This is a genomic window from Micromonospora sp. DT68, from assembly GCF_049847245.1.
GTDB lineage: Bacteria > Actinomycetota > Actinomycetes > Mycobacteriales > Micromonosporaceae > Micromonospora > Micromonospora profundi.
Genome location: NZ_JBNCNZ010000015.1, coordinates 24,298 through 49,293 on the forward strand (window position 1 = coordinate 24,298; position 24,996 = coordinate 49,293).

General features: G+C 71.0%; 23 protein-coding genes. 6 read left to right on the plus strand and 17 right to left on the minus strand.

Features of this window, described 5'->3' with window-relative positions; translation table 11 throughout:
- Positions 1 to 81: 81 nt before the first annotated feature.
- The 4 genes from ACPXB1_RS23670 to ACPXB1_RS23685 form a co-directional block, all read right to left on the minus strand.
- Complete coding sequence (locus ACPXB1_RS23670) at positions 82 to 1,608, minus strand: FAD-binding oxidoreductase (protein ID WP_157553019.1); 1,527 nt, start codon at positions 1,606 to 1,608, stop codon at positions 82 to 84.
- Between the two features lie 138 nt (positions 1,609 to 1,746).
- Complete coding sequence (locus ACPXB1_RS23675) at positions 1,747 to 2,904, minus strand: epoxide hydrolase family protein (protein WP_053660743.1); 1,158 nt, start codon at positions 2,902 to 2,904, stop codon at positions 1,747 to 1,749.
- Positions 2,905 to 2,920: 16 nt separating this feature from the next.
- Entirely contained in the window at positions 2,921 to 4,288 is a 1,368-nt protein-coding gene (locus ACPXB1_RS23680) for an FAD-dependent oxidoreductase (RefSeq protein WP_053660745.1), read from the minus strand.
- Positions 4,289 to 4,321: 33 nt separating this feature from the next.
- Positions 4,322 to 4,726: an SgcJ/EcaC family oxidoreductase gene (locus tag ACPXB1_RS23685; RefSeq protein ID WP_053660982.1), complete on the minus strand. Its 405-nt coding sequence runs from the start codon at positions 4,724 to 4,726 to the stop codon at positions 4,322 to 4,324.
- A 413-nt stretch (positions 4,727 to 5,139) separates the two neighbouring features.
- Between ACPXB1_RS23685 and ACPXB1_RS23690 the strand changes: the two genes are divergently transcribed.
- Together ACPXB1_RS23690 and ACPXB1_RS23695 are read left to right on the plus strand one after the other, a co-directional pair.
- Positions 5,140 to 6,378 carry a cytochrome P450 family protein gene (locus ACPXB1_RS23690; RefSeq protein WP_053660747.1) on the plus strand — a complete coding sequence of 413 codons (1,239 nt, stop codon included), beginning with the start codon at positions 5,140 to 5,142 and terminating at the stop codon, positions 6,376 to 6,378.
- A gap of 42 nt (positions 6,379 to 6,420) precedes the next feature.
- Positions 6,421 to 7,437, plus strand: coding sequence for an alcohol dehydrogenase catalytic domain-containing protein (locus ACPXB1_RS23695; RefSeq protein ID WP_053660749.1), 1,017 nt, complete (start codon positions 6,421 to 6,423; stop codon positions 7,435 to 7,437).
- Between the two features lie 52 nt (positions 7,438 to 7,489).
- Here the strand turns inward: ACPXB1_RS23695 and ACPXB1_RS23700 are convergent, their stop codons facing one another.
- From ACPXB1_RS23700 to ACPXB1_RS23745, 10 genes are all read right to left on the minus strand, one after another.
- Positions 7,490 to 8,161: a TetR/AcrR family transcriptional regulator gene (locus ACPXB1_RS23700; protein WP_053660751.1), complete on the minus strand. Its 672-nt coding sequence runs from the start codon at positions 8,159 to 8,161 to the stop codon at positions 7,490 to 7,492.
- Positions 8,162 to 8,325: 164 nt separating this feature from the next.
- Positions 8,326 to 8,835: a hypothetical protein gene (locus ACPXB1_RS23705; RefSeq protein ID WP_053660753.1), complete on the minus strand. Its 510-nt coding sequence runs from the start codon at positions 8,833 to 8,835 to the stop codon at positions 8,326 to 8,328.
- Between the two features lie 43 nt (positions 8,836 to 8,878).
- Complete coding sequence (locus ACPXB1_RS23710) at positions 8,879 to 10,111, minus strand: ATP-grasp domain-containing protein (RefSeq protein ID WP_053660755.1); 1,233 nt, start codon at positions 10,109 to 10,111, stop codon at positions 8,879 to 8,881.
- Entirely contained in the window at positions 10,111 to 11,100 is a 990-nt protein-coding gene (locus ACPXB1_RS23715; protein ID WP_053660757.1) for a DMT family transporter, read from the minus strand. Before ACPXB1_RS23715 ends, ACPXB1_RS23710 begins: the two co-directional genes overlap by 1 nt.
- Positions 11,097 to 12,467, minus strand: coding sequence for a TrpB-like pyridoxal phosphate-dependent enzyme (locus tag ACPXB1_RS23720; protein ID WP_053660759.1), 1,371 nt, complete (start codon positions 12,465 to 12,467; stop codon positions 11,097 to 11,099). Before ACPXB1_RS23720 ends, ACPXB1_RS23715 begins: the two co-directional genes overlap by 4 nt.
- Positions 12,439 to 13,152 (minus strand): transglutaminase-like domain-containing protein, encoded by a 714-nt coding sequence (locus tag ACPXB1_RS23725; protein WP_053660761.1) that lies wholly within the window; start codon positions 13,150 to 13,152, stop codon positions 12,439 to 12,441. Before ACPXB1_RS23725 ends, ACPXB1_RS23720 begins: the two co-directional genes overlap by 29 nt.
- Complete coding sequence (locus ACPXB1_RS23730; RefSeq protein ID WP_053660763.1) at positions 13,149 to 14,330, minus strand: acyl-CoA dehydrogenase family protein; 1,182 nt, start codon at positions 14,328 to 14,330, stop codon at positions 13,149 to 13,151. Before ACPXB1_RS23730 ends, ACPXB1_RS23725 begins: the two co-directional genes overlap by 4 nt.
- 12 nt (positions 14,331 to 14,342) lie before the next feature.
- Positions 14,343 to 14,720, minus strand: coding sequence for an ectoine synthase (locus tag ACPXB1_RS23735; RefSeq protein WP_053660765.1), 378 nt, complete (start codon positions 14,718 to 14,720; stop codon positions 14,343 to 14,345).
- Between the two features lie 18 nt (positions 14,721 to 14,738).
- Entirely contained in the window at positions 14,739 to 14,999 is a 261-nt protein-coding gene (locus ACPXB1_RS23740; protein ID WP_053660767.1) for an acyl carrier protein, read from the minus strand.
- Complete coding sequence (locus ACPXB1_RS23745) at positions 14,996 to 16,456, minus strand: AMP-binding protein (RefSeq protein ID WP_197281665.1); 1,461 nt, start codon at positions 16,454 to 16,456, stop codon at positions 14,996 to 14,998. The genes ACPXB1_RS23740 and ACPXB1_RS23745 overlap by 4 nt, the downstream gene beginning before the upstream one ends.
- Before the next feature lie 227 nt (positions 16,457 to 16,683).
- Between ACPXB1_RS23745 and ACPXB1_RS23750 the strand changes: the two genes are divergently transcribed.
- The 4 genes from ACPXB1_RS23750 to ACPXB1_RS23765 all read left to right on the plus strand — a co-directional run bounded on the left by ACPXB1_RS23750 (position 16,684) and on the right by ACPXB1_RS23765 (position 21,554).
- The gene (locus ACPXB1_RS23750; protein WP_053660772.1) at positions 16,684 to 17,274 is read left to right on the plus strand and encodes a dihydrofolate reductase family protein; all 591 of its coding nucleotides are present in this window, start codon (positions 16,684 to 16,686) and stop codon (positions 17,272 to 17,274) included.
- 218 nt (positions 17,275 to 17,492) lie between these two features.
- Positions 17,493 to 18,692 carry an aminotransferase class III-fold pyridoxal phosphate-dependent enzyme gene (locus ACPXB1_RS23755; RefSeq protein ID WP_197281666.1) on the plus strand — a complete coding sequence of 400 codons (1,200 nt, stop codon included), beginning with the start codon at positions 17,493 to 17,495 and terminating at the stop codon, positions 18,690 to 18,692.
- A complete protein-coding gene (locus ACPXB1_RS23760) occupies positions 18,689 to 20,059 on the plus strand; it encodes an aminotransferase class III-fold pyridoxal phosphate-dependent enzyme (protein ID WP_053660776.1) in 1,371 nt (456 codons plus the stop codon). The genes ACPXB1_RS23755 and ACPXB1_RS23760 overlap by 4 nt, the downstream gene beginning before the upstream one ends.
- A gap of 112 nt (positions 20,060 to 20,171) precedes the next feature.
- Positions 20,172 to 21,554, plus strand: a complete 1,383-nt coding sequence (locus ACPXB1_RS23765) for an FAD-binding oxidoreductase (RefSeq protein ID WP_197281676.1) — start codon at positions 20,172 to 20,174, stop codon at positions 21,552 to 21,554.
- Positions 21,555 to 21,566: 12 nt separating this feature from the next.
- Here the strand turns inward: ACPXB1_RS23765 and hisC are convergent, their stop codons facing one another.
- The 3 genes from hisC to ACPXB1_RS23780 are packed head-to-tail and all read right to left on the minus strand — an operon-like array spanning position 21,567 to position 24,807.
- A complete protein-coding gene (gene hisC, locus ACPXB1_RS23770; RefSeq protein WP_053660780.1) occupies positions 21,567 to 22,619 on the minus strand; it encodes a histidinol-phosphate transaminase in 1,053 nt (350 codons plus the stop codon).
- On the minus strand, positions 22,616 to 23,911 hold the full coding sequence (locus tag ACPXB1_RS23775) for an ATP-grasp domain-containing protein (protein ID WP_231640232.1): 1,296 nt from the start codon (positions 23,909 to 23,911) through the stop codon (positions 22,616 to 22,618). Before ACPXB1_RS23775 ends, hisC begins: the two co-directional genes overlap by 4 nt.
- Positions 23,908 to 24,807, minus strand: a complete 900-nt coding sequence (locus ACPXB1_RS23780; protein WP_053660783.1) for a TauD/TfdA dioxygenase family protein — start codon at positions 24,805 to 24,807, stop codon at positions 23,908 to 23,910. The genes ACPXB1_RS23775 and ACPXB1_RS23780 overlap by 4 nt, the downstream gene beginning before the upstream one ends.
- Positions 24,808 to 24,996 lie beyond the last annotated feature (189 nt).

The window sequence follows — 24,996 nt, forward strand, 5'->3', positions numbered from 1 at the left end:
GAAATCGGGACGGGACGCGGCCGGCCGTCGACCGGCCGACCGGCGCACCGCCCGCCCACGGCGGGCGGGCGGGTGGACGGGTCAGGCCGGCAGCTCGACGGAGAGGCCGTGCCGGAACACGTCACCCGGGTCGTAGCGCCGCTTCACCGCCTGCAGGCGGGGGTAGTTGCCCTTGTAGTACAGCTCCTGCCAGGGCACACCCGACGTGTTCCAGGCGGGGTCGGCGAGGTCGACGTCCGGGTAGCCGATGTAGGAGCCGTCCGTCCGGTCGTCGCAGACCGGCACCCCGCCGGTCTCGGCGAACAGGTCTCGGTAGAACTCGCGTACCCAACCGATGTGGACGTCGTCCTCGGCGGCGTCCTGCCACATACCGGCACTGCACATGGCCTTGAGGATCGAATCCCGCTGCGGCATGGCGGTGGCGTCCGGCGCGACCGCGCCCACCCGACCGCCGAACCCGGTGAGCAGGATGCAGGCGCTGGGGTTGGCGTAGTCGTCCCGGGTCAGGTGCCGCCACACCGCCGCGAGTTGCCGGTCGGTCAGACCGCGACGCAGGTAGGCCGCCTTGTTCTTGTACCGACCCTTCGGGTCGTTGGGCCAGCTGTACGACGGCATCCACTCACTCATCCACGGCATCACCTGGTCGACCGTCATACTCGGCTCCACACCGCTGCCCGCGCACATCGCTTCGAGCTGGGCGTCGAGCAGCTTGTCGCTGCCCGGAACCGACTCGTCGATCACCGCGGTCATCACGAACATCGGCGCCGATCGGTGCATGACGATGAGGTTCGTCCACATGTGGGCGTACGGGGAGTCCGGGGCGCTGTTGCGCTCGTACCAGGTGCAGTAGTTGCGGATCAGGGTGGTGAGCGCCGACTCGGTCATCGTCTCCCACGACCACATGACGTCCCGCCGCCGCATCCGGGCCGGCGCCTTCGGCAGGACCGCCTCCGGCTCGTCGGACGTCGCGTCCGGGCTACGCATCCAGTAGCGGGTGATGACGCCGAAACTGCCGCCCCCCGCCCCGGTGTGGGCCCACCACAGATCGTGGTGCGGGTCGTCGGGCTCGCGGGTGGCAACCACCGCCTGCGCCCGGCCCTCGTCGTCGACCACGACCACCTCGACGGCGTACAGGTGGTCGACCACGAGACCGTCGCGGCGGGACAGGTGGCCGTAGCCGCCGGCCGAGAAGTGCCCGCCCACGCCCACCTCGAAGCAGGTGCCGGCCGGCACCGTGACACCCCAGCGCGTGAACAGCGCCCGGTAGACGTGACCCAGCTTCGCCCCACCACCGATCGACACGGCGCGAAGCCGCTCGTCGTACGAGATGTCGTCGAGCTGGGACAGGTCGAGCAGCACCTGCGTATCGGGCAGGGCGCTGAAGTTCTCGAAGCAGTGCCCGCCGCTGCGCACCACGATCCGCTTGCCGGCTGTCACCGCGGCCTGGACCGCCTCGACGACCTGCTCCGTCGACGTCGGCACCCGGATGACCTCCGGCCGGGCCACGAACCGGTGGTTGTAGGCGTCGAGCAGGTTCTCGTAGCGCGGGTCGTCGGGGGTGACGGTGGCGGCGCCGGCAATCGTGCCGGGTCGATCGGTCATGGTCATGGAACTCCCTCCGGTAGGCGTTCGCGGTCCACCGACCGTGGCACGGGGCCGATCGGTGGGGCATCTCTGGACGTGCGCTCTGCGCCGGGCGCGACGACCGGAGGCGCCCGGTGCGTGCCCGGGCGCCTCCGGTGCTGGTCACCGCAGCGGTCGGACGAACTCCCGTACGTCACCGACGAACAGTTGGGGCTGCTCCAGGGCGGCGAAGTGCCCGCCCCTGTCGAACTCCGTCCACCGGGCCAACGTGGGCAGGATCGCCTCGGCCCACCGGCGGATCGGGCGCACGGCGTCGTGCGGGAACACCGCCACCCCGACCGGCGCCCGCAGCGGCCACGGGCCGGCCCAGGTGCCGACGAACTCCTCGTCGAGCCGGTTGGACTCGTAGTAGAGCTGGGCGCTGGAGCCGGCAGTGCCGGTCAGCCAGTACAGCGAGGCGTTGGTGAGCAGCCAGTCGCGGTCCGCGGCGTCCTCGGGTCCCTTGGTGGACTCGCTCCACTCCCAGAACTTCTCCACGATCCACGCGAGCTGACCGACCGGCGAGTCGGTCAGGGCGTACGCCAGGGTCTGCGGGCGGGTCGACTGGATCTTGCGCCAGCCGGCGCCGTCCTGCTCAAAGTGCGCCGCGAACTCCAGTCGGGCCAGGTCCTCCGCCGGCAACCCCTCGAATGCGGCCGGGTCCTGCGGCGGGAACGTCGCCAGCATGTTGACGTGCACTCCGAGGACGTGGTCGGGGTCGGCGAGACCGAGTTTGAGCGACACCGGCGAGCCCCAGTCGCCGCCCTGCGCCACGTAACGGTCGTAGCCGAGCCGGCGCATCAGCTCCGCCCAGGTCCGGGCGACCCGGTCGATGTTCCAGCCGGTCTCCCGCGGCGCGCTGGAGAAGCCGTAGCCGGGCATCGAGGGGATGACCAGGTGGAAGGCGTCGCGGGCATCGCCGCCGTGGGCCGCCGGGTCGGTGAGCGGCCCGATGACGTCGAGGAACTCCAGGAACGAGCCCGGCCAGCCGTGGGTGAGCACCATCGGCACGGCGGTCGGCTCCGGCGACCGGACGTGCAGGAAATGGACGTCCACACCGTCGATGTCCGTGACGAACTGCGGGATCTGGTTCAGCCGGGCCTCGGCGGCCCGCCAGTCGTAGCCGTCGCGCCAGTAGCCGGCCAGCTCCCGCAGGTAGTCAAGCGGGACGCCGCGGCGCCAACCCACGTCGGGCAGCTCGCCGGGCCACCGGGTGTGGTCGAGCCGCAGGCGCAGGTCGTCGAGGGCTGCCTGCGGTATGTCGATGCGGAACGGACGCATGGGTCACCTCTCGCGGTCAGACGGTCCGGGGGCGCGACGGCAGGGGCAGCCGCCGCCGTACGGCCTGCCACAGGACGCGGGCCGCGGTGCCGGGGCGCATCAGCGCCGACGGCGGGTCGATCAGGCCGGCGGCCCGGATGAAGGCGTTGGTCAGATGGGCGTCGTGGGCGGCGCCGTCGTGCAGGCGGGACACGTACGCGTTGGCCAGCCGGACCTGGAGCGTCCGGTGACCCTCCACCCCGGCGTAGCCGAGGTCGGCACCGGCGGAGAAGCCCCACGGCACGGCCACTGTGGTGGCGATGTCCCGGAAGAACGCCGCGGCCTGCGGCAGGCCACCCCGGCGCAGGTGGTCGCGCAGCACCAGTGACTCCAGCGCCGCCACCGTCATGCCCTGGCCGTACACCGGGTTGAAGCTGCACACCGCGTCGCCCATCACCAGCAGGCGCTCGGGGAACCGGTCGAGCTGCTCGTAGTGACGCCACACGCTGGCCGGGAACTGGAACGTGACCGGGTCGTCGATGGGCTCGGCGTTCTTGACCGCCTCGTAGATCTCGGTCGCGGGCAGCGACCGGACGAAGGCCAGGAAGCCCTCCGGGTCGGTGGGCGGGTGGTCCCCCAGCACCCCCGTGAGCGAAAGCTCCACCCGGTTGCCCGGCCCCGGCAGGCGGTAGAAGAAGCCGCCGCGCGGGTGGCTGGGCGTCGCGATCGGGATGACCGCGATCTCCTTACCGAACGGGTCGTCCGACAACCGGTAGTGCCGGGTCGTGTAGGCAAGGCCCACCTTGACCCGCTGCTCCGGCGGCCTGGCGTAGCCCAGCTCCGCCAGCCACGCCGGGGTCCGGGAACCACGTCCGGTCGTGTCCAGGACGAGATCGGCGTCGAGCACCCGCTCGGCCTGGTCGTCACCGGAGCGCACCCGCACGCCGGTGACCGCGCTGCGGTCCGCGGTGGTGACCAGGTCGAGGATGTCGTGCCGCTCCAGGAAGGTGACGTTGTCGATTTTCTGGACCCGCTGGCGGACGTGGAACTCCAGCACCGGCCGGGTCGCCGGCACGGACAGCAGGCCGGTGTGCCCCGAGCGGACCCGCCGGCCGTTGAAATACCAGCGGATCCCGCCGCTGAAGTCCCCCGGCGTGACACCCGCGTCGATGAGCTCGGTGGTCAGCCCTGGAAACTGCGCCTCCAGGATCTGCTGCCCCCGGGCCACCAGTCCGTGCGCGTGACCGCCGTGCGGCACACCGCGCCGGACCCCCTCCACCCCGGTCAACTCGTCGCGGTCGACGAGGATCACCTCGGAAAACGACTCGGACAGCACCCGGGCGGCCAGCAGGCCGGCCATGCTGCCGCCGAGCACCACGACCCGGTCACCGACACGGTTAGCCATCGCGGCCCCCTCTCTGCTCTCGCGACCCGTGGCTCAGGCGCCGACGGGGGTGTTCTGGTAGGCGGCGACCAGCCACTGCCCGTCCTCGCGGCCGATCACCCAGGTGGCCCGGATGGTGCGCTCGGGCGCGACCTCGGTCTCGCCCGGGGCGAGCACGCCGCCGCGGGTCACCACCACGACGACGTCCTCGCCGACCGCGCGGACCGACAGCGGCTCGCCGAAGACCCGCGTGCCGCTGTACGGGCCGGCGTACGCCTGCCGCATGAAGGCCCGGATCTGCTCCCGGCCGGTCAGGAACACGTCACCCGGCAGGATCATCGTGCCGTCCTCGGTGAACGTGTCGGCGAATGCGTCGCCGTCGTTCTTCTCCCATGCCGCGACTATCCGCGACGGTACGGCGACGGCTTCCTCGGCAACGCTGAACTGGTTTACCGGCATGTTCTTCTCCTTGTCGACGACTGCGCAAAAAGGCGACGGCAGGGCCGCGATGAGATCCGGTCTGGCCGGCGCCGTGACGCGGTCGGTACGCGCCGGTACCTGCCGGCGGTCCGACCACTGGGAGCCTGGCACCTGCGGATGCGCGGTGGCACCTCCTGGATTGCGGTCCGTTCGACCGGCCCGCCGAACTGCTCCGGGGCGGCGGCACGATGGCGCCTCCGCACCCGGTGCGGCAATTTTGAATAACTGGATCACGGCGCCTGCTGGTTACAGTCGAGCGGGCACAGCGCTGCTGAAGCCGCCCATTGTTCGGGGCCGAATAATCAATTAATCGCCGACCAACCGATACGTGCGGAACCACTCCGCGCACGATGTCGGTGGTCGACGGTCCCCATTTCTCCCGGAGGTTTCGCATGACCGGTCAGGCTGTGATCATCGACCCCAGTGGCAGGGACATCCACGGCGAGGGCGCCCGCATCCGCGCCAACGGGCCGGTCTCTCGGATCGTCCTGCCGGGCGGGGTTCCCGCATGGTCCATCACCGGGCAGGAGGCAGCCCGCGAAGCCATGGCGGACCCGCGTCTGTCCAAGGACCCGCGCCGACACTGGCGCGCGTACACCGAGGGCCACATCGGCGACGACTTTCCGCTGATCGGCTGGGTGCTGATGGAGAACATGACCACCAGCTACGGCCCCGACCACGCCCGGCTGCGCCGGCTGACCGCGAAGGCGTTCACCCCCCGCCGGGTGGAGGCGCTGCGCCCCCAGGTGCACCAGGCGGTACGCGAACTGCTCGACGACCTCGCCGCCACACCGTCCGGCGAGGTCGTCGACCTCAAGCGGCGGTACGCGCACCCGCTGCCGGCGCGGGTCATCTGCGACCTGTTCGGGGTGCCCGAGGAGTCCAGGGCGCAGATTCTGCGCGGCGGTGAGGTCAACGTGGACACCACAATCAGTCCCGAGGAAGCGGCGGCCAACGTCGCCCAGTGGCACCAGGACCTGCAGGACTTCGTGGACGCCAAGCGCGCGGCACCCGGCGACGACCTCACAAGCGACCTGCTTTCGGCGCAGGAGGAGGACGGTTCCCGGCTCAACGAGGGCGAGCTGATGGGCACCCTGCACCTGATGCTCGCCACCGGCACGGAGCCGGTGATGAACCTGATCGCCAACACCGTACGGGCGCTGCTGACCCGACCCGACCAACTGGCTCTGGTGCGGAGCGGGGCGGTGCCCTGGGGCGACGTCATCGAGGAGACGCTGCGGGCGGAGGCGCCGGTCGCGCACCTGCCGTTCCGGTTCCCGCTGGAGGATGTCACGATCGCCGGCGTCACCATCCCGCGCGGCGAGCCCGTGCTGATCAACTTCGCGGCCATCGGACGCGACCCGCAGGTGCACGGCGCGACCGCCGACCGGTACGACGTGACCCGCGCCGACAAGACGCACCTGTCCTTCGGCTACGGGATGTACCGGTGCATCGGCAACCAGCTCGCCCTGCTGGAGGCGTCGATCGCGTTGCCGGCGCTCTTCGAGCGCTTCCCGGATCTGGCGCTCGGCCTTCCGCCGGAGCAGATCGAGCCGCAGGTCACCTTCATCATGAACGGCGTCGCGGAGTTGCCCGTGCGGCTCACCGCCGCGGTGCCGGCGGCGGCCTGACCGTCACCAGTGTCCCGACGAGCCCGAAGAGGTGGTCCAGTGATGAAAGCCGCGGTCGTACCGGGTGTGAAGCAGCGGTGGGAACTGCGCGAGGTGCCGACGCCCCAACCGGGTCCTGGGGAGGTGCTGATCCGGGTCAGGGCCAGCGGGGTGTGCGGCAACGACGTGTGGCTCACCGACGGCACGTATCCGTACCCGCCGCTCGATCCGATGATCGCCGGGCACGAGCCCGCCGGTGAGGTGGTCGAGGTGGGGCCGGGCGTGACGTCGCGTCAGGTGGGTGACCGGGTCGGCGCGACCTGGGTGCAGGGCACCTGCGGCACCTGCGCCTACTGCCGCCTGCACCTGCCGTTGACCGGCCAGTCGGGCATGAACTGCGTGGCCCCCGCGATGACCGGAATGACCCGTCAGGGCGGGCACGCCGAGTTCATCGCGGTGCCGGCGGCCAGCACGGTCCTGCTGCCTGCGGGGCTCCCGTACGAGCAGGCCGCCCCGATGCTCTGCGCCGGCTACACGGCGTGGTCGGCGCTGCGGGCCGCCGATCCGCAGCCGCACGAGCGGGTGGCGGTGCTCGGCATCGGCGGGCTGGGTCACCTGGCCGTGCAGTTCTCCCGGGCCTGCGGGTTCGAGACCATCGCGATGACCCGCAGCGCGGACAAGCACGACCTGATCCGCAAGCTCGGGGCCGACCTGGTGCTCACCGACGGCGACGACCTGCGGGACGCCGGCGGCGCCGACGTCATAGTGGTCACCGGCACGTCGTACGCCGCCGCCGCGCAGGCCCTGTCGGGTCTGCGGGTCAACGGCCGGATGGTGCTGGCGACAATCGACCCCGCCGGCTCGTTCACCATCGACCCGAGCCGGCAGTTCTTCGCGCAGAACCACCGCGTGCTCGGTGCGACCCACAACGGCCTGCCGTACCTGGTGCAGGCGCTGGAGATGGCCGCCCAGGGGGCGGTGACCCCGATGGTGGAGCCCTTCGAGGCGGAGCAGGTCGCCGCGGCTGTCGACCGGGTCGCCTCGGGCGACGTCCGGTTCCGCGCCGTCGTCACCTACTGACACCCGACGGCCCGCGCGCCGGTCGACCCCACCGGGTCGGCCGGCGTCGCCGTCACAGCCCCTTCTCCACCATGTCCAGCAACAGTTGCCCGACGTGGGCGGCTTCGGCGTCGTCCACACTGCGCAACGGCCCGTCGATGAGCAGCGTCGCCAGGCCGTGGACGGCGGACCAGGCCAGGAACTCGGCCTGGGGTCGCCGCCGCGCCGGCAGGGCACCCACCTCCACGAGTTGGTCCAGGGCACCGGCAAGTAGCGCGAACGGGCTGTGCCCACTGTGCCCGCCCTTGTCCGGGCTGGTGGCGGTGGTCAGGTCCGCGGGCACCGAGACGGCGGTGCGGAACAGCCCCGGCTCGGCTCGCGCGAAGCGCAGGTAGCCGGTGCCGACGGCGCGCAGGTGTGCCCGGGCCTGGGCCACCGGGTCACCGTCGGCGGGTACGGCCGCGAGTTCCGTCTCGATCGCGATCGCCAGCGCGGACTGGGCCGAGGAGCACACCGCGTGCAGCAGGGCGTCGCGGTCGGCGAAGTGCCGGTAGGCGGCGTTGGGCGCCACCCCCGCCCGGCGGGTCGCCTCCCGCAGCACGACCGCGTCCGGTCCGCCGGCCCGGGCCATCTCCAGGCCCGCTTCGAGCAGGGCCCGGCGCAGGTCGCCGTGCCGGTAGGTGCTGCGTCGCTGGCCTGGTGACCCGGTCTCCGGGCCCGGCTGTTCGGCGCGCAGACCAGTCATCGTCGCTCCATGTGGACACCGTACACAAGCAGGTGGACCGCCGTGAGCCGGCACTCCGAAACTCCCTGAGCGTAACCGCGCCGCCCGACGCCGCCCCGGCGCGGACCGGCCCCGGACAGACGGATGCCCGCCAGCGCCTCGCGCTGGCGGGCATCCGGATCGACTCAGATCAGCTGGCCCGTGCAGGCGTCGTCGATGTACGCCTGCTTCGCCGCCGCGTCCCGGTTGGACTGCAGGTAGCGCGACCACCCACGGCGTTCGTGCGAGGTGCAGTCCAGCTCCACGACCTCCTGGGTCGGCCGCAGGAAGCCCGGCTTCGGCGGGTACGGCAGGAAGCCCTCCTGGTCCTTGTAGTAGAGGCCCTGCCACATCTCGGTCTTGTCCCGCCACACGCAGACCAGCATGAAGTACTTCGCACCGTCACGGTGCAGCATCACGAAGCCGATCTCTTTGCGAAACTCCAGCCGCCCGGCCTCGACCTCGGCCCGCAGGAAGGCGCGCGCCTCGTCGCTGACCTCGGGCGTGGCCTCCTGGTCGGCCAGGCGAATGTCGTACCACTTGAGATACCCGCCGGGCACAGCCAGGTTCTCGCCGGGGAAGATCTGCTTGTCCTGGTGCTTCCAGTCGCTCGGGTACTCGGCCAGGTCGTCAAGGTGGGAAATCGTCTGGGTCACGGAACCGCTACCGCCTCACTTGTCGTTGCGAACATGTCGGGGATCAGCTGCCGAGGGCGTACAGGTCTTCCTCCTCCCACCTCCTGAGTCGCTGGTAGTCGGCCTCCACCTGCTCGACGTCGGGCGAGCTGAGGTAGACGTAGCCGGGGGACGTGGCCAGGTCGACGGTCGGCCCGATCGGAGCACCCTCCTGGGCGGTCAGCACCAGCTCCAGGAAGGAATCCAGGGAACGGATGCGCTCCAGGCGCTCTCCGGTGGGCGCGACACCGGAACGTGGGTTGATCAGCGTCACGTACCGGAGCCGGCTGAGCAGCCGGTACGACGGCAGCGCGCCGGTGAGCAGGTCCTGCGGTCGGGCGATCGACCGGGCCAGACAGTCGATCTGGTCGGTACCGAGACACCGGGAGACGATGGCCGGCACGTGGGAGCCACCCGCCCGACCGGCGGCCTCGACCAGCACCGGCCCCTCCTTGGTCAGCATGACCTCGGTGTGCCCGGCGCCGTTGCGCACCTCCAGGGCGTCCAGCACCGCCCGCACGTACGTCACCAACTGCTCGACCACCGGGTCGTCCGGCGACACCGGCTCCTCGTAGTCGTACATCAGCGCGCCGCTGTCGAGCTGGCGCTTGTGGTAGCACCAGACCTCCACGAGGTGGTGCACCCCGTTGCGGCTGACCGTATTGACGAAATGCTCGTCGCCGTGCAGGAATTCCTGGCCCAGCACCGTGTCGTTGCGGGCGCTGTACCGGTCGGTGCTGCTCAGCACGCGATCGGCGGCCGCGCGCACCTCTGCCGGCGTCCGGCAGACGGCCACATTGTCGGTCCCGGCGCTGGCCCGGGGCTTGACCACCACGGGCCACTCCCCCAGGTCCTGCGCCCAGGCGACCAGCTCGTCGACGGAGCCGGTGGCGATGCTGCGCGCGGTGGCCAGACCCGCGGCGCGAACCGCCTCGGCCATCTCGTGCTTGTCCCGCCGGGCCTGCGGCCGGCTCATGCCGTTGCCCGGGGTGCCGAGCGCCGACGACAGCGCCTCGGCCAGCAGCACACCCGACTCGGTGCCGGGCACCACGAACTCGACGCCCAGCTCCCTCAGCCGGGCCGCGGTCGCTGCCAGGTCGCCGTCGTGCGCGATGTCGTGCTCGAAGCCACCCGGCTCGTACGGCAGGTGGATGTCGGGGCTGCCCGACTGGACGTGCACGACCTCCACGCCGTAGCGGGCGAGGGCGGCGGGCAGGAACTTTCCGATGCCGCTCGCGTCGACGATGGCTGCTCGCATTACAAACTCCCTGATTCGGTCCGGGCCGGCACACCGGCCGGCACCAGTGGCGTGGATCGGGGTCGCCGTTCGTGCCGGCCCCGGGCGAGCACTCCGAGGCCGACCAGCACGGTTATCCCCACCACGCCGACCAACGTGAGGGGCGAGGGACGCAGGCGCTCGTCCGGCAGTTGCAGCAGGAAAGCCATCGGCGGGGAGAGCGCGGAGATCAACGAGGCGGTGATCGGCTCGGTGTGCTTGATCCCCACCTGGATGAGGTACATGGGCAGTCCGACACCGATCACCGCGACGACCAGCCCGGGCAGGAGGGCCGGCGGCAGCTTGCTCGGGTCACCGACCAGCACGAACCCCCAGGTCGTCACCATCATGAGGAAGAAACGCACAGCGAGGACCGACTGCGGGTCCAGCCCGGCGTCACTGAGCCGCTTGGAATAGATGACGTTGGCGGTGGAGGTCACCCCACAGACCAGGGTCAGTGCGAGCCCGATCACCGCCGCGCCGACGCCGACGTCACCGACCCCGCTGCGCCCGGTCACCGATGCCCACACCAGCAGGGCGAGGAAGCCGCAGATGGCCACCGAGACGGCGACCTCGGCGCCCAGCACGCTGCTGCCCCGGCGCAGCAGCGGACCCATCATCACGGTGAGCACCGGCCCGACCGCCAGGCCCACGACGTTCACCACCGCCGGCTCCAGGTACTTCAGCGCGAACAGCAGCGACAGCCAGGTCACCGCGGTGGAGACGTTGATCGCGATGACGTCGTACCGTCGGGTCCGCAGCGGCGCGAAGGTCGCTGCGGGGCCCCGACGGGCGAGGTCCAGACCGACGAAGAAGATCCCGCACAGGGTGAACGAGACGGCCGCCAGACTCAGCGTGTCGACCTTCTGGAGCTGGTTGCCGGCGTAGACGTCCACCAGGGCGGACATCGCGGCGAAGAGCAACAGCACCAGAATGCCTTGGTTCGTCCGCCGGCTGGCGACCGCCGTCATACAGCCACCGTCCGGGGAATGCTCGCTGCGGCGAGTGCAAGCGTCTCGGAGTCCAACGCGTCGTCCTCCAGGTCACCCGCGAAGTACTTCTGGTAGGCGACCAGGTCGAAGTGGCCGTGACCGGAGAGGTTGAACAAGATGGTCTGCGCGGTGCCCTCCTCCCGGCAGCGGATCGCCTCGTCGACCGCCGCCCGGACCGCGTGGGTGGACTCGGGTGCCGGCAGGATGCCCTCGGCGCGGGCGAACTGCACGCCCGCCTCGAAGCAGCGGGTCTGCGCCACAGCCACCGGCTCGATCAGCCCGTCCTCCACCGTCCGGGTGATCATCGGGCCGATGCCGTGGGCCCGCAGGCCGCCCGCGTGCACCGGCGGCGGAACGAACTCGTGGCCCAGGGTGTGCATCCGGAACAACGGCCCCAGCCGGCCCGTGTCGGCGTAGTCGTAGGCCACCACGCCGCGGGTCATCGTCGGGCAGGCCGCAGGCTCGACAGCCAGCACCCGTACCGGTCGGCCGCCCCGCAACTGCTCACCGATGAACGGGAAGGCCAGCCCGGCGAGGTTGCTGCCACCGCCTGCGCAACCGATCACGACGTCGGGGTAGTCGTCGGCAAGCGCGAACTGACGGATCGCCTCCTGCCCGATGACGGTCTGGTGCAGCAGCACGTGGTTGGCCGCGCTGCCGAGGACGTACCCGAGCGACGGGTCCGCGGCGAACGCCTCCAGAGCCTCCGAGGTGGCGATGCCCAGGCTGCCCGGCGAGTCGGGGTGCTCGGCGAGGATCGCCCGGCCCACCGCCGTCTCCTCGCTCGGGCTCGGTACGCAGACCGCGCCGTAGGTCTCCATCAACGCCCGCCGGTACGGCTTCTGCTGGAAGCTGACCCGCACCATGTAGACCTTCGCGGTCATGTCGAAGAAGGAGGCGCTCAACGCCGTGGCGCTGCCCCACTGCCCGGCCCCGGTCTCGGTGACCAGCCCCGTCTTGCCGGCCATCTTGTTGTAGTACGCCTGCGGGATGCCCGTGTTCGGCTTGTGGCTGCCGGTAGGCGCGACGCCCTCGTACTTGTAGTAGATACGCGCCGGGGTGCCCAGTGCCCGTTCCAGCCGACGGGCCCGCACCAGTGGGGACGGCCGCCACAGCGCGTAGATCTGCCGGACCGGCTCCGGGATCTCGTACTCCCGCTCGCTGCCCGTCTCCTGCTCGATGAGCGGCTCGGGCATTGTGTGCGCCATCTCGTCCCGGGACAGAGGCGCTCCCGTCGCCGGGTTGAGCGCCGGTGCCAGCGGGCCACCCTTCAGGTCGGCCGCCAGGTTGTACCAGGTGGTCGGGATGTCCTTCTCGTCAAGCAGGAACTTGGTTCTCTCCAGCACGGGAGTCCTCCTGTGTCGTTGCCTCGGCCACCAGCGAGCCGGCGGCCGTCGTGTGCGAGTTGGCGAACAGCAGCGGATGGGCCGACCGGATGCCGCCCACCACGAGGTCGTAGGGGACGTCGTCGAACTCGCCCCGCATGCGCAGGAACTCCATGTGCTGCCGGCCCTGCTCGTCGAAGGGGTGGTAGAGGCTGTCGGACAGCCCGTCGAAGTCCAGCGGCTTGATCCGGTAGAGCTTGCAGAGCAGCTTGTTGAACACCGGTGTGGCCTTGACCCAGGCGCCGTTGAGATGGACCGAGGTCAGGCTGTGGAAGCGGAAGATGTCGCCACCGACGAGTTCGCGCAACCGGGGCGAGGCCAGGTGGTTCCGGACGTCGCCGTAGACGATCCGGCTGGGCACCCCGACTGCCCGCAGCGCCGCGGCGTACAGGATCGACTTGTGTACGCAGAACCCGAAGCCGCGCTCGATCACCCCGCTGGCGGTGAGCCCGCGGCGGGACAGGTCGGCGCCGTAGACCTCGTACCGGATGCCGTCGCGGACGGCGTAGTACAGGCGGACCGCCTTGTCGATGTCCGTGCCGTCCGTGTCGTCGCCCAGCGCGTCGGCGACGAACCGCCGCACCGTGGGCGACTCGTGGTCCAGGAACTCGGTGGCCCGGACCAGCGCGGGATCGGTGCCGCTCATGCCTCACGCTCCCCAGTCGTGCTCCGCGCCGGTGCTGTCCGGCCCAGCCCCATGAGGGCGGCGACCCGCTGGCGCTGAATCTCGGAGGTGCCGGAATAGATGGTTCCCGACACCGCGTTACGCAGGTCCTTCTCCAGCCCGTACTCGGTGGTGTAGCCGTAGCCCCCGAAGACCTGCACGGCGGCGAGGGCGGATCGCACGTTGCTCTCGCTGACGACCAGCTTGGTGATGGCCACGTCGGTCGCGACGTTCTCGCCGGCCGCCATCCGCTCGGCGGTGTCGTACAGCCACTTGCGGGAGGTCTCCAGGTCGATGCGCATGTCGACGAGCCGGTTCGACACCGACTGGTAGGACCCGATGGCCGCACCGAACTGGGTCCGCGTGCGGGCGTACTCGACGCACCGCTCCAGGCGGTGCTGCATCTCGCCGAGCACTCCGGCGAAGCCGCACAGGATCTCCCACCGCATCACCGCGTCGAGCACCAGCAGCCCCGCGCCGACCGAGCCGACCACGTGGTCCCGGGGCACCCGCACGCCGTCGAGGAACAACTCGGACAGCGGCGACGTACGCAGCCCCATCTTTCCGACCGGCCCGCCGACCTGGAGGCCGGGTGAGTCGGAGCGCACCAGGAACGCCGTCACGGCGGCAGCGCTGCCGGGACGGCCGGTCCGCGCGTACACGACCACCAGGTCGGCGATGGGACCGTTGCTGACGAACGCCTTGCTGCCGGTGAGAACGAAGTGGTCGTCCTCGGCGACGGCCGTGGTGGCCATGTTGGTCACGTCGGAGCCGCCGGCCGGCTCGGTGATGGCGTGGGCACCGATCATCGTGCCCGCCACGATCTGCGGGAGGTAGCGCTCCCGCAGGGCCGCGCGGCCGAAGCGGTGCAACGGGACGCCGGTGCTGACCAGGTGGGTGCAGGCGGAGAAGATCAGACCGGCGTCCCGGCAGGCGTAGCCCAGTCCTTCCAGGACGTACATTGTGGTGGGCAGGTCACGGCCGAGACCGCCGTGACCTTCGGGAAAGGGCAGGCCGAACAGCCCGGTCTCCCGCAGCCGCTTCCAGCCGTCCCAGGAGAACTCCCCGCGGGCGTCGCGCTCCAGATGGTCTGCTCCGACCGCCCGGCCGGCCTGCTCGGCCGCGTCGCGCAACGCCCGCTGCTCGTCGTTCCATCGCATCCCCTGGCCGCCTCAGTACTCCGAGAATTCGGCGGAGTCCAGGTTGTGCCGCTCCGGACCGATCAGTGGGGGGTTGAAGATGCTGACCAACTCCAGGTCGCTCTCCGGTGCGGCGATGAGGAAGTGGGCGTCGTGCTGGTCGAGCGCGTACAGCACGCCCGCTCGCAGCTCCCAGCTCTGGGAGCCGTCGGCGGTCTGCACCCACCCACGGCCGCCGATGCAGTAACAGGCCTCCAGGTGGCGACGGTACGCCAGCTGTGATTTCGTCCCGGCGCGCACGACGGTGTGGCACACGGTGAAGCCCATGTTGTCGGCCTCGAGAATGAAGCGATAGCTGAGGCCGTTGCCCCACTCCACCGCCTCGATCCGTTCCCTGGTACGAACGATCATCAGTCCAGTCCTCGTGGGTCAGCTGATGGCAGCGTGGTCTCGGGCGGTGATGACGAACGCCGTCATGGCGGCGACCGACTGGAAGTTCTCCGGGGAGATGTCCATGTCGTCGATCGGGATCCGGTAGCGCTCGCCGAGCCAGGCAATGAGCTGGAGCAGCCGCAGGCTGTCCACCACGCCCGTGTCGATCAGGTCGTAGGAAGGGTCCAGCTCCTCCGGGGCGGTGCCGGGCAGGTACTCCGACACCACGTACCGTGTTATCTCGTCGGCAAGGCTCACAACAGCTCCCTCATCAGGTGGTCACGGACTCGGTGGCGGTCGACCTTGTCAGTCGGCCCGACCGGCAGCGGCTCGTCCACCAGTCGGAACGCGTCGGGGATGGCCACCCGGGTGAGCCGGGCGGCGCAGTGTGTACGCAGGGCGAGGCCGCTCGGCCCGCTGTGGACGGTGCGTACGACGGCGTGCAGTCGGGTGCCGGCGCCCGGGTCGGGCAGCGGTACGACGACCGCCTCCACCACACCCTCGTGGGCCTGGATGACCCGCTCGATCTCCTCGACGTTGACCCGTACGCCGCGGACCTTCACCTGCAGGTCGTTGCGGCCGATCAACGTCAGTCGGCCGTCCGGGGCCCGACGGACCAGGTCCCCGGTCCGGTACCACGTCCGCTCGCCGGAGTCGGTGACGCGGCGGAAGAACCGGCCGCCGGGCGCCGCGTCGCCGAGGTAGCCGTCGGCCTGGAACGGCGTCGCCACGACAAGCTCGCCGGTGCCCGGTCCGGTCACCACCGCACCGTGGTCGACCACTGCGGCCTCCACCCCGGGGATCGGCCTGCCCAGGGGCAGCGGGTCGTCCTCGACGGCCTGCTGCGGGCCGAAGGTATAGAGGAAGCTGTCGTTGGTCTCGGTGCAGCCGTACACGTTGTGCAGGGCCGCCCCGGGAAACATCGACGGCAGGCCGGCGCGGACTCGACGTGGGGTGTGGTCGCCGGTAAGCAGGACGTGCCGAACCTCCGGGAACGATCGCCCGTCACTCGCCTCGGTGAGAAGACGGAACAACATCGGTACGGCTTGGACGACCTCCGGCCGCGCGTCGGCGAACAGCTTCAGCAGGTACCGTGGCTGGACCGCCCGGGCAGGGTCGACAAGCACCACCTCGCCGCCGTGGCACAGGGTCGCCCAGACGTCCAGCAGGCAGAGATCGAAGTTGAGCGGCGCGTAGTTGAGCACCCGGGTGCCCTCGGTCAGGCCGAACTGGGCGGCCGCCCAGTCGACGAACCGGCCGATGCCGGCGGCGGGCAGCGGCACGATCTTGGGCAGCCCGGTGGAGCCCGAGGTGGTGAGCAGCAGGCAGGTGTCCGGCGGGAGCGCGGGCGCCTGCGGCGGCGCCGACACGGGCCGGACACGCAGGTCGGCCCCGTCGACCGAGATGACCGCCGCGCAACCCGCCTCGGCGACAAGCGCGTCGAAGACCTGCGGACCGAGGTCGGTGGAGAGCAGGAGCACCGGCTGCTCCACGGTGAGGCAGGCCAGTACGGCCGCCACGGTCTCCGGTGACTTGTCGGCGCGCAGCGCCACCGGAGCGCCGCCGGTCGGCACGCCGGTCAGGTGCGCCGCCGCCTTCGCGGCGAGCTCCCGCAACTCGGTGTACGTGACGGACCGGTCCTGCCAGCGCAACGCAGGCGCTGACGGCGTCCGGATCGCCTGCGCCTGGACACGGGACGCAACAGACACCGCCACCCCCCTCTCCCCTGTGCCGACGGCCATCACCCCCGACCGTTCCGGCGCACCGATCTTCGGGGCCGCCGCAGCGCCCGTGCATCTTTGAAAATGCGCTATCCCATCGACGGGAAGCCGCTCCGACGGAACGCCGGCGTGACACGCTGGTACCTCACCATATGAATGTGTACGGTGTCCACTACATGTCGGTGCTCGGACGCTGTCGCGTCCACTCAGGAAGGGCTGGAATGGCGCGAGTTCTGCTGGATGTCACGATGTCGCTTGACGGCTTCATGGCCGGCCCCAACGTGAGCGTCGAACACCCGATGGGTGAGGGCGGTCTCCGCCTGCACGAGTGGCTCTTCAACACCTCGACCAGCGAGGTGGACGCCGAGATCGAACGCGAGATGTCGACGACCACCGGCGCGGTGGTGCTCGGCCGGCGCACGTTCGACGTCGGCATCAACGTCTGGAACAACACCCCCTACGCGGTGCCCTGCTTCGTGCTGACCCACGACCCGCTCGCCGAACGGGTCGAGAAGAGCGGCACGTTCACCTTCGTCACCGAGGTCCGCGACGCCTTCGACCGCGCCACCGCCGCCGCCGGTGAGCGCGACGTCCGCCTGATGGGCGCGGAGGTCGGTCAGCACTTCCTCGCGGCCGGCCTGGTCGACGAGATCCGCATCCAACTCGCGCCCGTGCTCCTCGGCGCGGGCCGCCGCCTCTTCGAACACCTGGGTGACGAGCGCATCGAGCTGGAGCGCCTCGCCACGGTCGAGTCCCCGTACGTGACCCACCTGCGCTACCGGGTTCGCCGGGACGCCGCACCGCAGTCCTGACCCGCCGGTTCCTGCCCAGGGCGCGATCCTCGCCCGGGCAGGACCGCAATCTGAACGAAGACGACGACCGCCGCACCGCCGCATGCTGGATTCCGCCGTACCGAAATCCCGACGACGGACGAAGGCGAGGCGGTTCCCGTGACCGTTCCCCCATTGCGTGGCTCGGTCCGCGCCGGCCGACCCCGGCACGCCCCGCGACCGGTGCCGTGGAGCACGCGGTGACACCGGCACAACCCGCCCGGGTGGTCGCCGGTTGCCTGCTCGGCGCGACCGACGCAGGCCCGGTCGTACGCCGGCAGGTCGGTGCCCGGCTGTACGCCGCGGACGGCACCGAGTGGCTCGACGCGGCCACCGGCGGGTTCGGCCCCGGGCACCCGGCGGTGACCGCCCGGATCGCGGCGCAACTGCGGCGGGTGGCGTTGTCCAGCCGGGTGTTCGTCAGCCGCCCGCTGGCCGAGGCGGTCACCGCGCTCGACGCGCTGGCACCGGACCCGCTCACCCTGTCGTACCTGTGCAACAGCGGCGCGGAGGCCCTCGACGCCGCCGTCAAGCTCGCCAAGGGCACACACCCGCGTCGGCGTCGGATGCTCGGGATCCGCGGCGTCGGCCACGGCAGCCTCAGCCACGGGCTCTCGCTCACCGTCGGCTCGGCGCTGACCGGGGACGCGCCGCTGAGCCCGGTCACCGTGTCGGCGGACCGCGCGGCCGACCTGGTCGACCTGGTCGACGACTCGATCGCCGCGGTCGTGCTGGCGCCGGCCGGGCCCGGTCGTGCCCTGGCCGATCTGCCGGTGTCGTGGTGGCGTCGTCTCCGGACGGCCTGCGACGAGACGGACGCCCTGCTGGTCCTCGACGAGCGGGTGACCGGCCCGGCCCGGGTCGGCGCGGGCCTGGCCAGCGACCTGCTGCCCATCCGGCCCGACGCGGTGGTGCTCGGTGAGTCACTGGGCGCCGACGCCGTGCCGGTCGGTTGCATGATCACCAGCCGGGCCCGCTACGACCGGGTGTACGGCCGGCGCAACCCGACCGTACAGGGCTCCACCTTCGGCGCGAACCCGCTGTCGGCCGCCGCGATCGCCGCCGTGCTCTCCGTCGTCCGGGACGAGGATCTGCCGGCCCGGCAACGGGATGTGGAGGCCGTTGCCCTCCGGATCCTCGGCGGGCTCGCCGACGACCGAGGGCCGGTGCGGGCAATCGGCGCGGACGGCTCGCTGATCTGGGTACGCACCGACTCGCCGGAGACCGCCGCTGCCCTGCACCGGGGCCTGGCGCGGAAGCGGGTACTGACCCGATCGCCCACCGGTGCGGTGATAGGCGTGCTACCGCCGCTGACCGCCCACCCGTCGGACATCGACGAACTGCTGAACCGGGTGGCCGCCGCCACGGCCACCCTGACCCCGCAGGAGGTGGCGTCATGACCACTGTGGACACCCGCGAGGACGTGCTCGCCGCCCTCGGTCGACACTGGAATCCCACCGCGGCGGCGATGCTCGCGGGCTCCGGACGCCCGATCGAGGGGCACGCCGACGGGACCCGGGTCTGGTCGGAGGACGGCGCGGAGGCGCTCGACCTGGCCGGCAGCTTCGGCGTGTTCCTGGTCGGCCACGGCAACCCCCGGGTCCGCGCCGCCGTGCTGGACGCCCTGTACGCGGCGCCGAACGTACCGCCCGGCGCGGTCCACCCCGCCACCGCCGAGTTGTGCCTGTTGCTGCGTGAGGTGCTGCCCAGCGGGCTGGCGCACTTCGCGCTCGGCTGCTCCGGGGCCGACGTCACCGAGACGGCGCTGCGCGCGGTCCGGCTGGCCCGGCCGGAGCGGCCCCGCATCGTGGTGCTGGAGGGCGGCTACCACGGCAAGACCCTCGGCTCGATGCCGGTGCTCGGCCAGCGGCACCAACGCCTGCAGTTCGAGCCGCTCGGCGGTGAGGTCGTCGTGCTGCCGTACGGAAACGCCGCCGCCGTCGAGGCCGCGCTAGCCGACGGATCCGTCGCCGCGGTGATCGTCGAACCGGTCCTCGGCGGCGGTTACCTGACCGTGCCTCCGGCCGGCTACCTTGCCACCGTCGCCCGCGCCTGCGCCGACACCGGCACGCTTCTGGTGGCCGACGAGATCCAGACCGGGTTCGGGCGGACCGGGCGGATGTTCGCCGTCGACCACGACGGGGTCACGCCGGACATCATGCTGCTGTCGAAGTCGCTCACCGGCGGCACCGTGCCGGTGGCGGTGTGCGCGCTGAGCGGGCAGGTCGTCGAGGACGCCCGCCGTCACCCCGAGTACGACGACAGGCTGCTCGCCGCCGACAGTTGCTCCTCCGCGCTGGCGGTCGCCGCCGCCGTCGCGACCATCATCGAGGTACGCGAGCGCGACCTGCCCGCCCGCGCCGCCGCGCTCGGCGCGCGGTTCGGGCGGGGCCTGGCCGAGATCGTCCGCCGCCACCCTCGGCACGTGCTCGACGCGCCCGCCATCGGCCTGATGGCCGGGCTGCGCACCCGCAATCCGGCGGTGGAGTTGATGCTCACCGTGGGTCTTGCGATGCGGGGCATTCACGCCGGGTTCTCGCTGAGCGAGGAGATCCGCCGGCCGGTTCTGCGCCTCTATCCTCCACTGACGTGCACCGACGAGGAGATCGACAGGGTTCTGGCGACCACCGAGGAGGTGCTCGCCGACCTGGATCGGCGTTCCCGGCTCATGACCACAGTGACGACCTGGCTCCTGCGTCGCCAGTACGGGCGGCACGCCGCCCGGGTCCGTCGGTTGATCGGGCTGTCGTTCCGCCTGCCCTGGTGATCCGTCGGTCGTCTCACCCCCCGCCGACGGCAAGTCATCCACTGTGGACTCGAATTGAGCCGCGCGGCCGGCGGCTTCGGCACTGCCGGCGTAATAGGCTGCCCCAGTGACAATGACCCTCGTGAATTCCCTCCGGGCTGAGCTTGGCGTCGCTGCCGTGGTGACGGACCCGCAGACCACACAACCGTACGCGCGGGACATGATGCCCCTGGCGCCGTCGGGAGTCCCGTTGGCTGTGGTGTTCCCCGCGGACGTCACGAAGATCCAGGCATGTGTCCGGCTGTGCGCCGATGCCGGCGTGCCGATCGTGCCGCGCGGGGCGGGCAGCGGCCTGACCGGCGCGGCGAACGCGATCGACGGCTGCGTCGTGCTGGTCATGACGAAGCTCGACAGCATCCTGGAGGTCGACCCGGCGAACCGGTTGGCAGTCGTGCAAGCGGGGGTGGTCAACATGGATCTCCGCACCGCCGCCGCAGCCCATGGATTGTTCTACCCACCCGACCCGTCGAGCTTCGACTGGTGCACGATCGGCGGCAACCTGGCCACCAACGCCGGCGGACTGTGCTGCGTGAAGTACGGCGTGACCACGGACCACGTCCTCGGGCTACAGGTCGTGTTGGCCGACGGCAGTCTGCTGCGCACCGGCCGTCGCACCGTGAAGGGGGTGGCCGGGTACGACCTGACCCGGCTCTTCGTGGGCAGCGAGGGCACGCTGGGCATCATCACAGAGGCCACGGTGGCGCTTCGTCCGCTGCCGCAGGCACCCGGCACCCTTGTTGCCGCGTTCGAGTCCACCGAAGCGGCGGGCGAGGCAGTCATCGGCGTCGTGCGGGCGGGCGTCATCCCCTCTCTCATGGAGATCATGGATGCCATCTCGATCCGCGCCGTGGAGGCGTACCTGAAGTGTGAGATCGGTACGCCGGGCTGCCAGGCCCTGCTGCTGTGCCAGTCCGACTCGGGCGGGTCGGCGTCGGAGCGCGAGCTGGCGACCATCACACGGATCTGTCAAGACGCCGGTGCCACGACCACCCACTCGACTCAGGATCTGGCGGAGGGCAACCTCCTCCTGCAGGCCCGCAGGGTGTCGCTGACCGCGCTCGAGAGCCAGGGCCACTGTCTCACCGAGGACGTGGCCGTGCCCCGGACACGAATCGCCGACCTGATCAGCGGCTGCGCCCGGATCGGCACGGAACTCGGCCTGCCGGTGGCGGTAGTGGGACATGCCGCCGACGGCAACATGCATCCCACCATCATGTTCGACCCCACGGTCCCCGGTGAGTCCGACCGAGCGCGGCAGGCGTTCGACCGCATCCTCGAACTCGGCCTGGCGCTGGGTGGGACCATCACCGGAGAACATGGCGTCGGGCGGATCAAGCGCGAATGGCTGGCGCGGGAGTTGGGCGATGTCGGCCTGCGGGTGCACCACCAGCTCAAGGAGACCTTCGACCCGCACGGGCTGTTCAATCCGGGGGCGATGTTCCTGCCCCGACACTGACGGGCTCAGCCGCTACGGCCGGAAGCCCTCGGTCGCCCGCAGGAACGCGTCGTTCTCCTCGGGCGCGCCGATCGTGACCCGCGCGCCGTCTCCCGGGAACACCCGTACGATCACCTTCCCCGCCGCGCAGTGCTCGCCGAACTCGACCGCCCTCGGTCCCAGGGGCAACCACAGGAAGTTGGCCTGTGACGGCACCGTCGCGTAGCCGAGGCGCGCCAGCGCCTCCGACACCCGCGTCCGTTCCCGCGTGGTCTCCCGGCACAGAACACGGATCGCGTCCTCGTTGTCGAGTGCCGCGATCGCCGCCGCCTCGGCCAGCCGGCTGACTCCGAACGGAATGCCCACCTTGCGCACCCCTTCCGCCACCAGCGGCGCTGCCACGCAGTACCCGATGCGGACGCCGGCCAGGCGGTGCGCCTTCGAGAACGTTCGTAGCACTGCCACGTTGTCGTGGGTCGCCGCGAACTCCAGGCCGTCGGGCAGGTCCGGGTCGGTGCCGAACTCCCGGTACGCCTCGTCGATCACGACGAGGACATCCGGAGGTACGGCGTGCAGGAAGTCGCGGAGGGCGTCGCGCGAGACCGCCGTACCGGTCGGGTTGTTGGGGTTGCAGACGAACACGACGCGGGTGGCCGGCGTGATCGCCGCGAGCATCGCGGTCAGGTCGTGTCGTTGGTCGGCGTCGAGCGGAACGGCGACCGACGTCGCCCCGACGATCCGGGCGAGGACGGGGTACGCCTCGAAGGACCGCCACGCGTGCACCACTTCGTCACCGGGCCCGCAGACCGCCTGAAGCAGTTGCTGGCACAGGCTCACCGATCCGCAGCCGACCGCGATGCGGGACGGGTCCACCGTCAGCGAGTGCGACAACCGGTCGACCAACTCCGACGACGTCCAGTCGGGGTAGCGGTGCATCGCGGCGGCGGCAGCAGCCACTGCGGTGACGACCGCGTCGGGTGGGGCGACCGGCGACTCGTTGCTGTTGAGCAGGACGGCACCCGGCGGTTGCCGGGGAATGACGTACGGCGGGAGCGCGGCCAGGTCGGCGCGGATGGTGACGCTCACCGCGCGCCGCTCAGCGAGGCGTGTGGGACAGGATCGGTGAGCCGGTACACCGCGTTCCTCATGGCGACGACCCGCCGGTAGTCGGCGAGCACGTCGGCGTCGGAGTCGCCTGCGAAGTACACCCGAAGGGTGCTGGTGAGCAGGTCCACCGTGGGGAGCATCCGATCACCGGGGCGTAGTTTGGGCACCACCAGGCGGACCGTTGGCAGTGCCGCGATGCTCGCCAGGACCTCCTCGTCGACCGCCTCGACCGTGCCGGTCGCGCTCGTCTCGGCGTTGTAGACCAGGGCCGCGCGCCGCCGCTGGTACACGGTCCCGCCGTGGAGCCGGACGAACTCGTCGGGCCGCACGAAGGAGAGCGCGGTGAGGTCGGCCTGGTTGCCGCCGAGGCACAGATCGTGGAACTCGGGGTCCATGTTGCCGTTGAGACGCGCACCCACCTCCACCAGCGCCGGGCCGTCCGCGGTCATGATGACCTCCGCGTGCGCGGCACCGTGCCGGATGTCGAGCGCGGGCAGGACGGTGTCCACGTAGCGGATCAGATCAGCCACCGGCGCCTGGTCCGGCGCGAGCAGGACGTCCTTGTCGTAGAGCCGGCGGCCGTCGCGCAGCGGCTTGTCGTACCGCCAGATCCCGCACACGTGCCGTACGCCGTCGTGTAGCACGACGTCCACGATGTATTCGACGCCGTCGAGGTACGACTGCATGAGCACCTCGGCATTGGGCTGCTCGAAGAGGTTGGTCGTGCCGAGGATCCGGGTCGCAGCAGCCCTGACCTGGTCGGCGGTTCGGCAGATGGCGACCCCGTCGCTCGACGCCGAACTCAGCGGCTTCACCACGTACGGGAAGGACCCGTCGGCCGTCGCCAGGGCGGCGAGTTGCGCGGCATCGTCGGACTTCCACTGTCGCGCGCACCGGATGCCCGCAGCGCGCAGTGCCTCGGTCATGTGGAACTTGTCGCGTCGGGCCAGGGACAGCCGGGTGCCGTTGCCGGCGAGACCAAGTCGTTCCGCGAGCTGGTCGGCGACCGGTACGCCGCTCTCCTGCCCGGCGATGATCCCGGCGACGCCCATCTCGGCGAGCCGCGCGGCGGTGCGCTCCACGCCGTCGTGCACGATGTTGCCGACGTATGGGCTCAGGTCGGGAGCCGGCGTGCAGGTGAGCCACCGGGGTGTGCTCTGAACGTGCAGGACGGCCGCTCCGGCACGGGCGAACGCTGCCGGGAGGAACCTCCCGGCGGAGTAGCCGTCCACGACGGCGAACAACCCGGTGCCGCCCGCCGGCATGCTCATACCATCGCCTCCGAGCTGCGCTCGGCGCCCTCAGCTCCGACCGGCCGGGGCGTTTTGGCGCCGGCCGCGATGCTGACGCGATGCACGGTCCGGGACACCCCGGGCTCCACCTCCGTGGCGACGTGGTAGGTCGTCGCGGTCCGCCAGATCAGGAGGTCGTTCGGTGTCCACCGGTGGACGTACACGTGGTCGGGGTCCTGCACCAGGGCGTCGACGAGGTCGAAGAACGCCTCGTTCTGGTTGGCGTCGAACCCGACAACGGAGTCCATGTACTCCCGGCTCGCGTAGAGATATCGGCGGCCGGTGTGCGGGTCGGTACGGACCACGGGGTGCTCCACCGCCGGGTACTGCACCGCAACGAGGGCCTTCATCTCCGCGATCGAGAGCCCGACGTGCTCGGCGCCGATCCGCTGCTGCTTGGTGAGCGTGTGCCGGCCGGTCCGACCCTCCAGCAACTGCTTCCAGTCGGTGGGCAGACGGTCGTACACGTCGAATGCGCTGGCGAAGAGGGTGTGGCCGCTGGTTGCGGGCACTCGGACACCGTGCAGCATCGTGTAGGGAGCGGGGTCCTGGGCGAAGGACGAATCCTGGTGCCAGAAGTTGCCGACCCGGGGGATGCCGACCGGCCGGTTCCCCTTCACCTCGTTCGACGAGACGAGGATCTGCGCGAACTCCGGGTGCCGGTACTCGGCCAGCATGAACGGCACCGGGTCACCGAGTCGTGAGGCCAGCGCGATCTGCTGCTGCGGGGTGAGGTCGAGGCCACGGACGACCACCAGCTCAGAGTCGTGCAGGCTGGCCGTGAGATCGTCGAAGACCGCGCCGCGCTCAAGGTCCCGGTAGGTCAGATCGGTGTATTCCACGCCGATGAACGACGTCAACTGTCTCTTGTGCATTGCTGCCTCCGATGGTCGCGGCCTTCGACGCGAGCTGGACGTGCTGCGGTGGCAGTCGACCAGGCGTGCCGGCGCACAGGCGTCCACATTGACCGCACTGAATGCCAAATCGTCGCCGTCGGGCCGGTAGGGGCCACCCGGTCACCGGGGAGTCGCAACTCCCGCCGCCGCCACTCCGCCGCACCGATC